The organism is Limnohabitans sp. Jir61 (assembly GCF_003063545.1).
GTDB lineage: Bacteria > Pseudomonadota > Gammaproteobacteria > Burkholderiales > Burkholderiaceae_C > Limnohabitans.
The window spans coordinates 36,030-51,688 of the sequence record NZ_NESD01000004.1 but is presented as its reverse complement, the minus strand read 5'-3'; the positions used below and the strand labels follow the sequence as shown (position 1 = coordinate 51,688).

Here is a 15,659-nt window from a genome sequence, read left to right as displayed (position 1 = left end):
CATGGAGAGGAATACCAGAGATGACCAGTACGACCGTAGCCGAGTTTGCCAGCGAACTCAAAAAACCAACCGACACCCTGCTTGACCAGCTCAAAGCAGCCGGTGTCGCAAAATCTTCGGCAGCCGATGTGCTGACCGAAGGTGACAAACAAAAGCTCTTGAGCCATTTGCAAGCCAGCCATGGCACGGCTTCTCCTGAGCGCAAGAAAATCACCTTGGTTAAGAAATCGACCACCGAGATCAAACAAGCTGACGCCACAGGCAAAGCCCGCACCATCCAAGTTGAAGTGCGTAAAAAACGCACCTTCGTCAAGCGTGATGAGGATGAGGCGACTGAGGTGCAAGCTGCACCAGCGCCCGCTACCGTTGAAGCGCCTGCCGCACCTTTGATCGACCACGCTGAATTGGCTCGTCGTGAAGAAGAAGCGCGCCGCCAAGCTGAGCTGATTCGTCGCCAAGAAGAAGAGCTGGCCGAAAAACGCCGCCTGCGCGAAGAGCAAGAAGCCAAAGATCAAGCCAAGGCTGAAGCCGCTAAAGCCAAGGCGCAAGCCGAAGCCGCTGAGGTCTCTGACACAGCAGCCTCAGAAGCTAAAGCAGATGCTGCGGAGCCTGTGGTCGACGTCAAAGCACAAGCTGCTGAAGCTGCTCGTGTGGAAGCTGCCGCTGCCTCTAAAGCACGTGCAGACGAAGACACAGCTCGCGCTGTGGATTTGGACGCCCGTCGTCGCAAAGCTTTGGCCGAAGCCGAAGCCATTCGCTTGATGATGAGCACGCCTCAAAAGCAAATGGTGGCTAAGAAGCCTGAACCAGCGCCTGAAAAAGCCATCAAAGGCACATTGCACAAGCCCGCCGGTACACCTGGTGCTGGTGCACGTCCTGGCGCACCTGCTGCACCTGGTACAGCAGCGCCTGGCAACAAAGAAGTCAAGAGCGCCAAGCTGTCTTCCAGCTGGGCCGACGAACAAGCCAAAAAGAAAGCCATCAAAACACGCGGTGACGCGAGTGGTGGTGTGGGCCGCAACAGCTGGCGTGGAGGCCCCAAAGGCCGCCGTGACCGCGACCGTGACGATGACCGCGCTCCACAAGCCCCGGTCGAAGCACGCGTGCTCGAAGTGCACGTGCCCGAAACCATCACTGTGGGCGAATTGGCTCACAAGATGGCGGTCAAAGCCTCTGAAGTCATCAAGCAGTTGATGAAACTCGGCCAAATGGCCACCATCAACCAGCCTTTGGACCAAGACACAGCGATGATCGTGGTGGAAGAAATGGGTCACAAGGCGGTGATTGCTGCTTTGGACGATCCAGAAGCCTTTACCGAAGAAGAAGCATCTGGCCACCAAGCAGAGTCCATCACGCGTGCCCCTGTGGTCACAGTCATGGGCCACGTGGACCACGGTAAAACTTCTTTGCTGGACTACATCCGTCGCGCCAAAGTCGCGTCGGGCGAAGCTGGCGGCATTACCCAACACATTGGCGCTTACCACGTGGAAACACCACGCGGCATGATTTCCTTCTTGGATACGCCCGGTCACGAGGCCTTCACGGCCATGCGTGCTCGCGGTGCGAAAGCCACCGACATCGTCATCTTGGTGGTGGCGGCGGACGACGGCGTGATGCCGCAAACCAAAGAGGCCATCAAGCACGCAAAAGCGGCTGGTGTGCCTATCGTGGTGGCGGTCAACAAGATTGACAAACCCGGTGCTAACCCAGAACGCGTCAAAGGCGAACTGGTGGCTGAAGAAGTGGTGCCTGAAGAGTTCGGTGGTGATTCACCGTTCTGTGAGGTCTCTGCCAAAACCGGTGCAGGCATTGACGAGTTGCTGGAGCAAGTGCTCTTGCAAGCTGAAGTGCTCGAACTCAAAGCGCCTGTCGACGCCATGGCCAAAGGCTTGGTGATCGAAGCGCGTTTGGACAAAGGTCGCGGTCCTGTGGCCACGGTACTGGTTCAGTCCGGTACGCTCAATGTGGGCGACGTGGTCTTGGGTGGTCAAACCTATGGCCGCGTGCGCGCCATGTTGGACGAGAACGGCAAGCCGATCAAGTCTGCAGGCCCATCGATTCCTGTTGAGATTCAAGGTCTCACCGAAGTGCCGCAAGCGGGCGACGAATTTATGGTCATGACCGACGAGCGTCGTGCCCGCGAAATTGCGACCTATCGTGCAGGCAAGGTGCGCAACACCAAGTTGGCCAAGCAGCAAGCGTCCAAGCTGGAGAACATGTTCTCCGACATGACGTCTGGCGAAGTCAAGTTGTTGCCCATCATCGTCAAGGCCGACGTGCAGGGTTCACAAGAAGCTTTGGCTGCGTCGTTGCTCAAGTTGTCGACCGCAGAAGTCAAAGTTCAGTTGGTGTACGCCGCAGTGGGCGGTATCAGCGAGAGCGATGTCAACTTGTCGATCGCGTCCAAGGCCGTGATCATTGGTTTCAACACACGTGCTGATGCTGGTGCGCGCAAGTTGGCCGAGAGCAATGGCGTGGACATTCGTTACTACAACATCATTTATGACGCTGTGGACGAACTCAAAGCAGCCATGTCGGGCATGCTCACACCCGACAAGAAAGAAGAAGTCATCGGTACAGCCGAGATTCGCCAAGTGCTGCGCGTCAGCAAGATTGGTGCGATCGCGGGTTGTATGGTCACCTCCGGTTTGGTACGCCGCAATGCGAAGTTGCGTTTGTTGCGCAACAACGTGGTGGTCTTCACTGGCGAACTCGACAGCTTGAAGCGTTTCAAAGACGATGCCAAAGAAGTGAAAGAAAACTTCGAGTGCGGTTTGACCATCAAGAACTACAACGACATCGTCGAAGGCGATGTGTTGGAATTCTTCGAGATCAAAGAGGTGGCACGTACGCTGTAAAGCGTGAGTTGCAAGAAGCATGGCACGTAAACCGAGCAGCACCCCCAACCGCAGCTACCAAGTGGCCGACCAGATCCAACGCGATCTGGCCGAGTTGATCGCGCGTGAGTTGAAAGACCCACGCGTGGGCATGGTCACACTGCAAGGCGTGGAAGTGACGCCCGATTACGCCCATGCCAAAGTGCATTTCAGTGTGTTGAATGGCGACCCTGTGAAAACAGGGGAGGGCTTGAACCAAGCCGCAGGTTTCCTGCGCAACGGCTTATTCAAGCGCTTGCACATCCACACCGTACCTACCTTGCACTTTGTGTATGACCGCACGCCTGAGCATGCGTCAGACATGAATGCGCTGATTGCAAAAGCAGTTGCTTCCAAAGCGAAGGACGATTGAGCATGAACGCGCCCCGTACCAGGGTGCAGCGTCGCCCTGTACACGGGGTGCTGCTGCTAGACAAACCCATTGGCCTTTCCAGCAATGACGCTTTGCAAAAAGCCAAATGGCTGCTGCGCGCTGAAAAAGCAGGGCACACCGGTACGCTCGACCCATTGGCCACAGGCGTGTTGCCATTGTGTTTTGGGGCAGCTACCAAATTCAGTCAGCTCCATTTGGATGCTGACAAAACCTATGAAACCACAGTGCGCTTAGGCCTCAAAACCAGCACTGCGGATGCCGAAGGTGAGGTGATTCAACAGCGTCCTGTCACTTGTACCGTGGGTCAAGTGGTGGAAGTTCTGGACCGTTTCATGGGCCCGATCACGCAAGTGCCACCCATGTACAGCGCCTTGAAAAAGGACGGCAAAGCTTTGTACGAATATGCGCGAGCGGGCGAAACCGTCGAGCGCGAGCCACGTCATGTGGTGATTCACGATTTAGAGCTGCTCGACATGCAACTCGATGGCGACAAACCATTTTTGAGCTTGCGCGTGACCTGCAGCAAGGGTACTTACATCCGCACGCTTGGCGAAGATATCGCTGAAGCGTTGGGTTGCGGTGGTCATTTGAGTGCTTTGCGTCGTGTGGCCACGGGCCCATTTGAAGAGTCAGCTTGTGTGACTTTGGAAGACTTGACAGCGATGGACGAGCCGCAGCGCGAAGCGCGTTTGATGCCTGTGCAAAGCTTGTTGGCCGATCACACGGCAGTCACGTTGGATACGGAAAATGCAGGTCGCTTTTTGAGCGGCGTGCGTCGTCGCGGGGAGTGGCTTGACCATGACCGTGTGTGTGTGTTTGGAGAACAACCACCGGCTTTGCTGGGCAGTGCCCATGTGAAAGCGGGGGAACTGATTCCGGGACGATTGTTGAGTCCCCTTGAAATTCAACAAATTTTGGAAAGATCGCCTGTCAACCAGCCTTTGCTGGCTCAGCAGGCATAAAGGAAGAGAGAAGCATGAGTAAGCAAATTCGCAACATCGCCATCATCGCCCACGTTGACCACGGTAAAACCACCATGGTCGACCAATTGCTGCGTCAATCTGGCACCTTCGCCGACCACGAAAAAGTAGTCGACACCGTGATGGACAACAACGCCATCGAACGCGAACGCGGCATCACGATTCTGGCCAAGAACTGTGCTGTGAGCTGGGAAGGTACACACATCAACATCGTCGACACCCCTGGTCACGCGGACTTCGGCGGCGAAGTAGAACGTGCTTTGTCGATGGTTGACGGTGTGGTCTTGTTGATCGATGCGCAAGAAGGCCCCATGCCTCAAACCCGTTTCGTGACCAAGAAAGCTTTGGCTTTGGGCTTGAAGCCCATCGTTGTGGTGAACAAAGTGGACAAGCCTGGTGCAAACCCAGACAAAGTGGTGAACGCCGCTTTTGACTTGTTCGACAAACTCGGTGCAACCGACGAACAACTCGACTTCCCAGTGGTGTACGCCTCTGGTATCAACGGCTGGACTTCTCTCGAAGAAGGCGCACCTGGCGAGCAGTGGGGCCCAGACATGTCGGCCTTGTTCAACACTGTGTTGAAGCACGTGCCACCCCAACAAGGTGACCCTGCTGCACCGTTGCAATTGCAAATTTCTGCGCTCGACTTCTCCACCTTCGTGGGTCGTATCGGCGTGGGTCGTATCAGCCAAGGTACTGTCAAACCCATGATGGACGTGATGGTCATGGAAGGCCCTGATGGCACAGCCGTCAAAGGCCGCGTCAACCAAGTGTTGAAGTTCCAAGGTTTGGACCGTGTGCAAGCCACTGAAGCTGGCCCTGGCGACATTGTGTTGATCAACGGTATTGCTGACCTCAACATCGGTGTGACGGTGACTGACCCTGTCAACCCAGCACCTTTGCCAATGCTCAAGATTGACGAGCCAACCCTGACCATGAACTTCTGCGTGAACACCAGCCCCTTGGCTGGTCGTGAAGGCAAGTACGTGACCAGCCGTCAGCTGTGGGACCGTTTGCAAAAAGAACTGCAACACAACGTGGCTTTGCGTGTGAAAGAAACCGACGAAGAAGGCGTATTTGACGTCGCCGGTCGTGGTGAATTGCACTTGACCATCTTGTTGGAAAACATGCGCCGCGAAGGCTACGAATTGGCTGTGTCTAAGCCACGTGTGGTGTTCCGCGACATCGACGGTGTGCGTCACGAGCCAATCGAATTGGTGACGGCTGACATCGAAGAAACCCATCAAGGCGGCGTCATGCAAGCTTTGGGCGAGCGCAAAGGCGAACTCGTCAATATGGAACCCGATGGCCGTGGCCGCGTGCGCTTGGAATACCGCATTCCCGCCCGTGGTTTGATTGGTTTCACCAACGAGTTCTTGAACTTGACCCGTGGTTCCGGCTTGATCTCCAACATTTTCGACAGCTACGAGCCACACAAAGGTGACATTGGCGGCCGTAAGAACGGTGTGTTGATCTCCATGGACGACGGTGAAATCTTCACCTACGCTTTGGGCAAGTTGGACGACCGTGGCCGTATGTTTGTCAAGGCGAACGACCCCGTTTATGAAGGCATGATTGTGGGTATCCACAGCCGTGACAACGACTTGGTGGTGAACGCCACACGTACCAAGCAGCTGACCAACTTCCGCGTGTCTGGCAAAGAAGACGCGATCAAGATCACACCTCCAATCGACCTCACACTCGAATACGGTGTGGAATTCATCGAAGACGACGAGTTGGTCGAAATCACGCCTAAGAGTGTGCGTCTGCGTAAGCGCTTCTTGAAAGAGCACGAGCGCAAGCGCAACAAGTAATCCACTTGTTCACATGAAAAGCCGAGGTTTTCCTCGGCTTTTTTACGTCTCGACTTTAGAGGTGTCGCGCGGGTGCATCTCAGGTGTTTGCTGCGATATCGAATTGAAGAAAATACACATAAGTATTTGAAGAAGGAATCACCATGTCCACTTACACCACCGATGTGCACGCTGAGCGTGTGGGCCATTTGGGCCTGATCACTCTCAATCGTCCCAAGGCGCTGAACGCGCTGTCATTAGCTATGGTGCGCGAACTCAATCACGTATTGCAACAGTGGCAAGATGACGCGCAGGTGAGGGCGGTGGTCGTGCGTGGCAGCAACAAAGAAGGCCCATTCGGTGCGTTCTGTGCTGGCGGTGACATTCGTTACTTTCACCAAGCTGCATTGAGTGGCGATGTGACGCTGGAAGACTTCTTCACCGAGGAATACAGCCTCAACCATTTGATTCAAAACTATGCCAAGCCCTATGTCGCCCTGATGGACGGCATCGTCATGGGCGGCGGCATGGGCATCAGCCAAGGTGCGGCGCTGCGCGTGGTGACCGAGCGAACCAAGATGGCCATGCCTGAGACGCACATTGGTTTGTTTCCAGATGTCGGTGGTGGTTATTTCTTAGGTCGTTGTACTGGTCCTGCATGTCCAGAGTACATGGGTGAATTTTTAGCGCTCACCGGCCATGTTCTGCGTGGTGGTGAATCTCTTCAAGTGGGCTTGGCTGATGTGTGTGTGGATTCATCTGCATTGCCTGCACTGTGGGATGGTTTGCATCAGCAAGACTGGGGCAGTGGTGACGCTGTGGTGGCTTGGTTGCGTGCCCAATGTAAAGCCACAACTGAACAGGCCTTGGCTGTCACGCCTGCATGGCATAACGCGCCTATCGACCGAGTGTTTGGCTTAGCCTCGGTGGCTGAGATGGAGCAAGCTTTGCAAGGCGCTGACGACTGGTCGGTGCAGACCTTGAAGGCTTTGCAGCATCAATCACCTTTGATGCTGTGCGTCACGCTTGAGCAAATTCGTCGTGGTCGCCACATGACGCTCGCACAAGATCTGCGTATGGAGCGTGATCTGGTTCGCCATTGCTTCCAGACCGATCACCTCTCACGCAGGGGTGTGAGCAGTGAAACCGTAGAAGGCATTCGCGCTTTGGCGGTGGACAAAGATCACACACCGAAATGGCAGCCAGCATGTATTGCTGAGGTGACGCCTGCGATGGTGCAGCCGTTTTTTGAAAGCCCTTGGCCTGCATCAGCGCACCCACTTCGCCACTTGAGCTAACCTTAAGCAGTCATGCCTATGGCCAGGGTGTGATCGCTTTGACTAACGTGGCAGTGTGTGTAACGGAATGTCTTTGCTGCTGGCCAGCTTGTCGAGCTGTGCACGCGTTTGCAAGGCAAAGAATGTGGCAATGCCCTCATGTGTGCTGCGCTTGTGCATTTGCTTGGCTGCATCTTTGCCCAAGCCTGCCGCGTCGCACAGACGAGCTGCAAAGTGGGGTTCAAGAGCGGCCACGGCTACTCGGCCGTTTTTGCAGGGGTAGATCTTGTAGCCCGCATGTGCGCCGCCTACATCGCCGCTAGGCACCGTCAAACCCCATGTGCGAGGCAGTGCGAGATAGGCCGAGGCTTCACTCAAAGCCACTTCATGGAACACACCTTTGCCAAAGGTGCGGCCTGGGCGCTGACGCAACAACAACGCTTGCAGCACAGCTTCTGTGGCAAACAAAGAACCACCCATGTCTGCATACAAGCTGGGCGGCATTTCAAGACCGTTTACCAATCCGCTGTCGGCTTGATAAGTCAGGTCATGCCCAGCTTCTTCCGCGCGTTCACGAGGGGCGCCCACGATGCTCACCAAGCACAAGGCGGGGTAGCGCTTGTGAAGTTCTTTCCAAGCTAGTCCTAGCTTGATCAAAGCTGAAGGGCGGAAGGAGGTGATCAGCACATCGGTGTGCGCCAACTGTTTGTGCAGCGCCGCTTGGCCGCGCTCAGATTTCAAATCAGCGTGCATGACCTTCAAGCCCTTGTGCATTACCTCGTAGGCTGCGGGTTTGTAGATGCCCATCGGGTCCGAGGTGCTCATGCCACTAGGTGCGAGTGGTTCGAGCTTGGTGCACTTCGCGCCCATGGCCTGCAACCGCATGACAGCGGCTGGGCCTGGCAGGTTCAAAGCGAGAGTAAGAACACGCACCCCTTTGAGGGGGGCGGCAGACGATGAGGTGTGGTGTGCAGCAGTCATGCCCCCATTATCGGGCGGCTACGGGGTCTACTCCGGTTTGACGAATCGTCTCAGCCACTTCGGGGGATTGAAAGAATTTAATCAGTTGTTTAGCAGTGTCTTGCTCGCTTGAACCCTCCACCAAACCTGCGGAGAAGAAGATGGTTTGCTGCACTGACTCGGGCAGGGTGCCGATGAAGTCGAGTTCTTTGAAATAAATCAACTCGCTCACCTGTTGGAATCCAAGTTCAGCATCGCCGCGAGCTACGACAGCACCCACGCGCTCGCTCATGATTTTCTTGGCGGTGTCTTTGAGTTGCTCAGCCACACCTAGTTTGGGAAACAACTCAGTCGACAAATAGGTGCCACTGGCGCTGGCCGAGTAAGCAATGGATTTGGCATTGAGCAAGGTTTGTTTCAAAGCTTCGACGGTACTGATGTCAGGCTTTTGCGTGCCTTTGCGAACGGCCGCGCCAATTTGTGAGCGCACCAAGTCCACGCGGCTGCCTTTGATGACGTTGCCGTTTTTAACCAAGGCTTCCAAGCCACCGTCTGACAAGATGACCAAGTCAAACTTTTCACCGCGTGAGAAGCGGGTGGGGATGGAGTCTGGTGCGTTGCCGACAGAGGCGCCAAATGAGCTGATGACCTTGTGTCCAGTTTGTTTTTCAAACTCAGGCACAAGTTTTTTATACGCTTCGGTGAACGCGCCTGAGGTGATGACGCGAATCTCCGCCGCTTGCGCAATGTGCGATGCCGCTAGGAATAAACCAAGGCCAACAAGCAGTAGGCGACGAGTGATGTTGTGTGGGTATCTCATGTGTTGTCTCCGTTTGATTTTTTATTCGCCTGTGATTTTTCGTTCACGAATCACACGGCCCCACGTGGCAGACTCTTTGGCGATATATTTCGCCAATTCATCGCGTGTGCTGGGTTGCGGCGTGAGGCCGTGGCTGTTGAGTTGCTCCACCACATCGGGGGACTTCAACACTTTGACTAGTTCTGTGTTCCAACGGTCCAAGATCGGTGCAGGTACTTTGGAGGATGCGACAAACGCGTACCAGTTGGTCGCACTGAAACCAGGGTAGCCAGACTCTGCCACAGTGGGGATTTTTGGGAGTTGCTTTAAGCGTTGTGCGCCGGTGCTGGCCAGGGGAATGAGCTTGCCTGTTTCGATGTAGGCCTGTGACGTTGAATAAGTTGAGAAGTAAGCCGCAACTCGACCACCCAGCAAGTCTTGCAAAGCAGGCGCGCCGCCTTTGTAGGGTACGTGCACGGTGTCGATACCGGCCATGTCGTCTAGTAATTCACCCGCGAGGTGAGAGGCTGAGCCGGGGCCTGTGGAAGCGTAGTCTAGCTTGTTTGGGTTCTTTTTGGCGTAAGCGATGTACTCGGCAAAAGTCTTAATACCCGTGCCTGAATGCACGACCAACACGTTGGGGAAGTTCACACCCATCGTGATGGGGGAGAGGTCCTTCACAGGGTCGTAAGGTACTTTCATCATGTGCGGCGCAATGGTGAGCGGTCCCACCGACCCAAACAAAATCGTGCTGCCGTCAGTTGGGCCGTTGGCTGCAAACTGATGTGCAATGTTGCCGCCTGCACCACCGCGGTTATCGATCACCACAGAAGCGCCAATGTTGTCGCCGAGCTTTTTGGCGATGATGCGTGCTGCTGTATCAGCTGCGCCGCCCGCTGCAAAGCCCACCACCATGGTGATAGTTTTCTTAGGCGGGAACTCTTGAGCGTGCGTCGTGAGCGCAGACAGGCCCAGCGCCAGCAAGGCGGATGCGTTGATGAAATGACGTTTGTTCATGGTTGTCTCCTTCAAGTTATTCGCTACCCACACCGATGGGGTTGGGTTGTCTTTTTTCCACAGCAAAACGAAGCAAGGCTGCGGTTCTAAAAATACCGTGGGCAAATTTGCCGTAGGGCAGGGTGGCAAACAAGGCCATCACCACGCCTAAGTGAATTGCCAACAATGCCGGCATCGCTTCGCAGCCTCGACCTTGCCATAGTGCCAAGCCGGTCAAGCTGGTAAGAAACAGCAAGGCAATGAAACCCAAGTCCATTGGCTTCTGTGCGGCATCGCCGTGCATCGGGTGGCGTTGCAAATTCAGCTTGAACAAACCAGCCGTACCGAGCAACAAGCTCACACCGCCAATAGCACCCAAGACTTTAGGCAAGCTGGGTAGGTCATAAGGTGCGACCCAGCCAAATGCGTAGTGATACAACGTGGCCAAACTGGTCGCTGCAAAGCACAACATAAAACCATAGAAGGTCAGGTGGTGTGCGCGACGGCGAGATAGGGTAAATGCATCGTCTTCGTTATTGCAGCCTTCACCGTGACCACCATCCAAATATTTCAAACGCAACACGTCATGAGTGGCTTCACTGGTTGCAGGCGCGCTGAGTGCAGCACCGCTGGTGGCTGGTGTGATGTCACGCCAGAAACGTCGCACACCCAATGTGAGCGCCAAAGCCGCAAACAAGAACACAGGGGCGAACAAACTCACCAGCAAATTGTGCGGGAACAAGTTATAGAAGTTGCCGCTCAAGTTGTTTGACAACAAGGTGCCGTTGAGCTGCAAGGCCAGCAATAAAAACAGCGACAAGCCTAAAGCCAATGCCAACGACACTGTGAGGCCGTTGCGCTTGTAAAGCGCGCCAAAGGAGGGTGGCCACGCATAGTCGGCATAGGTTTGTCCGCGCACTTGTGCCAGCGCTTGGGGGACGTTCACCGCAAACTCATGTGGCGGGGCGTATTGGCAAGCATGTAAACAAGCGCCGCAGTTGTGGCACAGGTTGGCGAGGTAATGGATGTCAGCTTTGCCAAATTCCAAGCGTCGGGTCATGGCCGGAAACATCGCGCAAAAGCCTTCGCAGTAGCGGCAGGCATTACAAATTTGCAGCTGTCGCGCCACTTCGGTCTCAGGGCCAGACAATACAACTTCGCCGTTAGCCAATGCGAGTGCATCGCGGGTGAGGGCATCAAGCATTTGCATGTGCGGCCTCCTTGGGAGCTAGAGCAGCTTGGGCAGCTTTGGCTGCTTGCGTGCCTGCAATGCGGCCAAATGCGGTGCCAATCGACATACCGACACCTGCGGTGTAGCCCTTGCCCAGTACGTTGCCAGACATCATTTCGCCCGCCACAAAGAGGTTGTTGCTCGGCACATCATTGAATCGCACAGCGGCTGTTTCATCAGTCTTGAGGCCTAGGTAGGTGAATGTGATGCCGGGGCGCAAGGCATAGCCGTAGAACGGCCCCGTGTCTATGGGGCGAGCCCAGTGAGTCTTTGCCGGGTTCACGCCTTCGGTGTGGCAATCATCCAAGCTGGTGTGGTCGAACGTGCCGATACGGCACGCATGGTTGTAATCGTTGAGCGTTTGCATGAAGGTGTCTACGGGCAAGCCGAGTTTTTGAGCCAGCTCTGGCAAGGTGTTGGCTTGCACCCCGGGGAAAACGGGGGGCATGAAGCGACCGATCGCCTTGGCATCGATGATCGAGTAGCCAATTTGCCCTGGCTGCTGCGCTACCAAACGGCCCCAAATGGCATACCGCTTGGGCCAGAAGTCTTCGCCTTCGTCGTAGAAGCGTTGGCCGTTTCGGTTGACCACCACACCCAGAGATACGCAGTCAATGCGTGTGCAAATGCCCCCGTCATACAACGGGGCTCGTGCATCAATCGCCACCATGTGGGCTTGCGTGGCGTCACCAATGCTGTCTGCGCCGTGCGCGAGCATATGCTTGAGCAACACACCTTGGTTGAATTGCGTGCCACGAATCAGGAAGTTGTCGGCAGGCCATTCGCCGCGCTCGTTTTGGCCCCATGCTTCGCGCAGCCATTCGCGGTTGGACTCGAAGCCGCCGGCTGCCAGCACACAAGTTTTGGCCGTGACGCGTTCGTTGCCTACATAGGCGGCAAAGAATTGGCCATTGTCAATCTCGAGTTTGTCGACGGGCGAGTTGTAGCGAATCTGTACCCCTAGCTTTTCGGCACTGCGGTAATACGCGTTGACCAAAGCTTTGCCACCACCCATGAAAAACGCATTGGTGCGTGCCACATGTAAGGCACCTGAGAGTGGGGGTTGGAAGTGCACACCATGCTTGCGCATCCAATCGCGGCAAGTGGCAGAGGCACGAATGACCAAGCGGGCGAGCTTTTCGTTGGTGATGCCGCCTGTGACCTTGAGCAAGTCTTGCCAATACTCTTCTTCTGGGTAGGCATCGACCAGCACGTCTTGCGGTGCATCGTGCATGCAGCGCAGGTTGCGGGTGTGGCCAGAGTTGCCACCACGCCATTCGCGTGGGGCTGATTCGAGCATCAAAACCGAGGCGCCGGCTTCAGCTGCCATCAGTGCGGCGCACAGGGCAGCATTGCCGCCACCAATCACCAGCACATCAGGCTGTTTCATACTTGCTTGGTTTGTCATGCCCAAGAGTGTCGGATGAAACAGTTATATTGAGAAGTGAAATATATGCGCTGATTATTTCGTTTTACGCATTAATTGGGTTTTCGATGTCTTGGTTTTGAGGTGCGCTTTTTGAATCAACTCATAAAAGGCTTGCGCCGCAGGCGATAGGCTGGTGTTTTTATGGTGCAGCAAAGCCACTTTGCGTTTGACCACAGGGCCAGTCAACGTGATTTTTCGCACATGAGAGCGATCGCCCTCTAGCAAAGTGGAGGAGGGCAAAATGGCGCAACCCACGCCTGCTGCAACTAAGTTGATCGCTGTGGCATGGTGCTGCACCTCATAGCTGCCATTGAGACGAATCCCGTGTTTAGCCAGCTGGTAGTCCATGAACACGCGCGTGGCCATGAAGTTACTCACCACAATCAAATCGGCATCGCGCATGTCAGCCCAAGTCACTGAGTCTTTGCCCTGGAGCGGGTGGGTGTCACGGCATATGAACACCAAAGGATCGTCAAATAGCGGCGTTTCAACCAAATCAGGGTGTGTTTCACCATTGACCGCAATGCCAATTTCAGCTTGATGGTTGAGCACGGCTTGGCGCACCTCGTAAGAGGCAGCATCTAACAGACGAATGCGGTTGCCTGGGCATACGTCGGCATATTGGCGAATCAACTGCGGCAGCATGTGTGCGGCCATGCTGGGCACGCAGGCGAGAGTGAAGTTGCCTTTGGCGTGTTGAGACATGTCTTTGAGACGTCCCACGGCTGAGGTCATCTCATTCACGATGGCGCGTGCTTGGGGCAAAAAGTCACGACCAACCGCGGTCATCTCGACGCGCCGTGTGGTGCGGTCGAGTAGTTTTAAGCCCAGATAGGCTTCGAGTTTTTGCACGCGGCGTGTCAGTGCGGTCTGCGTGATGTGCAGTTGTTCGGCGGCTTTGTTAAAGCCACCGAGCTCAGCGGTCACCACGAAGGCTTGGATGCCATCAAAGTCAATTTTCACGGTTCAATTGTGAATGAAGACGGTCACAAGATTTTCCTAGTGGTGGATTCAGAAAACGGGCGATTTGCGGGTTACAATAGCTGTATCGGGGCGTAGCGCAGCCTGGTAGCGCATCTGGTTTGGGACCAGAGGGTCGTAGGTTCGAATCCTATCGCCCCGACCATAAAAGTAAAAAAGGCCTCGTTTTTCGAGGCCTTTTTTCATTTCTGTCCGTAGCTCAGTTGGATAGAGCAACAACCTTCTAAGTTGTGGGTCACAGGTTCGATTCCTGTCGGACAGGCCATTTTTACAAGCAGCTGTTAATTGAACAGCCAGTCCGGGTGTAGCGCGACATAGCAATGCTTTTCACCCAAGAACTGCCCATCTGGGCTCACACAGAAGTTGGCACGGCGAAACTTCTTTTCGTCTGTCAGCACGTATGAGCGGTACAGGTCTTTGCTGTGTAAGCCCGTTTTGTCCTTGGGAAACAGCATCAAAAGGCGTGTTGAGCCACATTCGCCCATCTTGATGCATTCTTTTTCCGCTTTGACATCCGTGTAAAACTCGATGTAGACCGCACCTGGGAACTTGGTGTTGGCCTTGGCAATCTTGATCATGCAGGGCATGTCTTGCGCATGTGGCAAGCCCATGCGGTCGGCAAAGGTGTTCATCTCGGCCAAGACTGTTTCTTTGAACTTGGTCTTGATGGTTTTGTGGCACACAAAGTAGTCTGCAAACTTGTTCGTGAACATGACCGGTGTGAGGGGGCGGTTATTGCCATCGAGCTTGATGATGGCGGGGTCATAGACCGCGCTAACCGCAGGGACTACAGGTTTTTTAGCGTCTTTGCCATGGCCTCCGCCATGTCCCCCTCCATGTCCATCATCCTTTTTAGCGTCCTTTTTTGGGTCGCCGTGGCCGTCGTCTTTTTTCTTTTCTTCTTTTTTAGGTGGGGCACCGTGGCCATCATCCTTTTTTTCTTCTTTCTTAGGCGCACCATGGCCATCGTCTTTTTTTCCATGGTCGTCGGGCTTGCCATGGTCATCAGGCTTGCCATGCTCGTCTTTTTTCCCGTGGGCGTCTTTGGCCTCGGGCTTATGCGCTTCTTTAGGTTCTGCTTTAGGAACTTCTTTGGGCTCCTCAAACTTTGGTTTGGCGACCCGCTTGTAGATGTAGCCGCCACGACCTAACTCGCCTTCTTCTTCGACATAGTCGAATTTAGGCTTCGGCGGTTCTTCTTTTGCCGCAGGTTTTTTAGGAGGGTCGTTCGCCAGCGCTGGCGTGCCGATAAGGCTTGCCAAAACAAGAGCTGTAGCGAGAAGTGTGGAGGAAGAAAAACGCATATCCCTAGAAGATCGACTGTTCAAGGGGAGGCTTTAGCCTCGCGGGCAAAAAAGCCTCAGGGAACGGAGTAGCAAGTTGTATCAGGGTACAACTTACCTTTGTCAGTGACGCATTGCTGAGAAATCAGCTTTCGTGACATATCCGATAAGAAGTACGAGCGGTAAAGCACTTTGTCTTTAGGGATCAGGCTAATGCTGCGAAATACAGGGCATTGCTCATTACGAATGCATGCGGTCAAACGCTGTTGGTTGACATAGAGATGAATGTTGATGCGGCCTGGTGTCAGGCTTCGGTCCGTGCCAATACTCACGACACAGGCATCACCTTTGACAAACGGCAGATCAGATAACTCAGCGAAGTAATTCATTTCAGCAACCACCAACTCGCGAAACCAAGGTGCAACGATGCCATTGCAGTCAAAGTAATCAAGTTTGGTGGTGTGCACCATGATCTCGGTATAGGGGCGGTTTTTGGGGCCTAGCTGAAGCATAGGCTCTGCACCAGACTGCGGAGGGCGGGCCAATAAGGCGCGTGATGCTGTTGGCTTATCTTGCGCAAGCACGCCTGTCCAGACCGACAGGAGTAAACAGGCGAGCAGGAAAAACTTTTTAAACATGACGTCTTTGTATTCGGTTGCA

The 15,659-nt window shown here is 54.7% G+C and carries 13 protein-coding genes and 2 tRNA genes; 7 read left to right on the top strand and 8 right to left on the bottom strand.

What is annotated here, in order from left to right; all coding sequences use genetic code 11:
• Positions 1 to 20 precede the first annotated feature (20 nt).
• The 5 genes from infB (at position 21) to B9Z35_RS11570 (ending at position 7,341) form a co-directional block, all read left to right on the top strand.
• On the top strand, positions 21 to 2,858 hold the full coding sequence (gene infB / locus B9Z35_RS11590) for a translation initiation factor IF-2 (protein ID WP_108283876.1): 2,838 nt from the start codon (positions 21 to 23) through the stop codon (positions 2,856 to 2,858).
• 19 nt (positions 2,859 to 2,877) lie between these two features.
• Positions 2,878 to 3,249, top strand: a complete 372-nt coding sequence (gene rbfA, locus B9Z35_RS11585) for a 30S ribosome-binding factor RbfA (RefSeq protein ID WP_108283875.1) — start codon at positions 2,878 to 2,880, stop codon at positions 3,247 to 3,249.
• A gap of 2 nt (positions 3,250 to 3,251) precedes the next feature.
• A complete protein-coding gene (gene truB / locus B9Z35_RS11580; RefSeq protein ID WP_108283874.1) occupies positions 3,252 to 4,232 on the top strand; it encodes a tRNA pseudouridine(55) synthase TruB in 981 nt (326 codons plus the stop codon).
• 14 nt (positions 4,233 to 4,246) lie between these two features.
• Positions 4,247 to 6,064 (top strand): translational GTPase TypA, encoded by a 1,818-nt coding sequence (gene typA, locus B9Z35_RS11575; RefSeq protein ID WP_108283873.1) that lies wholly within the window; start codon positions 4,247 to 4,249, stop codon positions 6,062 to 6,064.
• Positions 6,065 to 6,207: 143 nt separating this feature from the next.
• Positions 6,208 to 7,341 (top strand): enoyl-CoA hydratase/isomerase family protein, encoded by a 1,134-nt coding sequence (locus B9Z35_RS11570; protein WP_108283872.1) that lies wholly within the window; start codon positions 6,208 to 6,210, stop codon positions 7,339 to 7,341.
• 42 nt (positions 7,342 to 7,383) lie between these two features.
• Here the strand turns inward: B9Z35_RS11570 and B9Z35_RS11565 are convergent, their stop codons facing one another.
• From B9Z35_RS11565 to B9Z35_RS11540, 6 genes are read right to left on the bottom strand one after another with little or no spacing between them, the layout of a single operon-like run.
• Positions 7,384 to 8,301 (bottom strand): CoA transferase, encoded by a 918-nt coding sequence (locus tag B9Z35_RS11565; RefSeq protein ID WP_108283871.1) that lies wholly within the window; start codon positions 8,299 to 8,301, stop codon positions 7,384 to 7,386.
• Between the two features lie 7 nt (positions 8,302 to 8,308).
• Positions 8,309 to 9,100, bottom strand: a complete 792-nt coding sequence (gene modA / locus B9Z35_RS11560) for a molybdate ABC transporter substrate-binding protein (protein ID WP_108283870.1) — start codon at positions 9,098 to 9,100, stop codon at positions 8,309 to 8,311.
• 21 nt (positions 9,101 to 9,121) lie between these two features.
• On the bottom strand, positions 9,122 to 10,096 hold the full coding sequence (locus B9Z35_RS11555) for a tripartite tricarboxylate transporter substrate binding protein (RefSeq protein ID WP_108283869.1): 975 nt from the start codon (positions 10,094 to 10,096) through the stop codon (positions 9,122 to 9,124).
• A 16-nt stretch (positions 10,097 to 10,112) separates the two neighbouring features.
• The gene (gene tcuB / locus B9Z35_RS11550) at positions 10,113 to 11,285 is read right to left on the bottom strand and encodes a tricarballylate utilization 4Fe-4S protein TcuB (RefSeq protein ID WP_108283868.1); all 1,173 of its coding nucleotides are present in this window, start codon (positions 11,283 to 11,285) and stop codon (positions 10,113 to 10,115) included.
• Entirely contained in the window at positions 11,272 to 12,714 is a 1,443-nt protein-coding gene (gene tcuA / locus B9Z35_RS11545) for an FAD-dependent tricarballylate dehydrogenase TcuA (RefSeq protein WP_304481760.1), read from the bottom strand. Before tcuA ends, tcuB begins: the two co-directional genes overlap by 14 nt.
• A 54-nt stretch (positions 12,715 to 12,768) precedes the next feature.
• Entirely contained in the window at positions 12,769 to 13,698 is a 930-nt protein-coding gene (locus tag B9Z35_RS11540; protein WP_108283866.1) for a LysR family transcriptional regulator, read from the bottom strand.
• Positions 13,699 to 13,784: 86 nt separating this feature from the next.
• Between B9Z35_RS11540 and B9Z35_RS11535 the strand changes: the two genes are divergently transcribed.
• A tRNA-Pro gene (locus B9Z35_RS11535) sits at positions 13,785 to 13,861 on the top strand.
• Positions 13,862 to 13,904: 43 nt separating this feature from the next.
• Positions 13,905 to 13,981, top strand: a tRNA-Arg gene (locus B9Z35_RS11530).
• Between the two features lie 16 nt (positions 13,982 to 13,997).
• Here the strand turns inward: B9Z35_RS11530 and B9Z35_RS11525 are convergent.
• Both B9Z35_RS11525 and B9Z35_RS11520 read right to left on the bottom strand, forming a co-directional pair.
• A complete protein-coding gene (locus B9Z35_RS11525; protein ID WP_108283865.1) occupies positions 13,998 to 14,978 on the bottom strand; it encodes a hypothetical protein in 981 nt (326 codons plus the stop codon).
• Positions 14,979 to 15,076: 98 nt separating this feature from the next.
• Positions 15,077 to 15,637, bottom strand: a complete 561-nt coding sequence (locus B9Z35_RS11520) for a hypothetical protein (protein ID WP_146178991.1) — start codon at positions 15,635 to 15,637, stop codon at positions 15,077 to 15,079.
• Between the last annotated feature and the right edge of the window lie 22 nt (positions 15,638 to 15,659).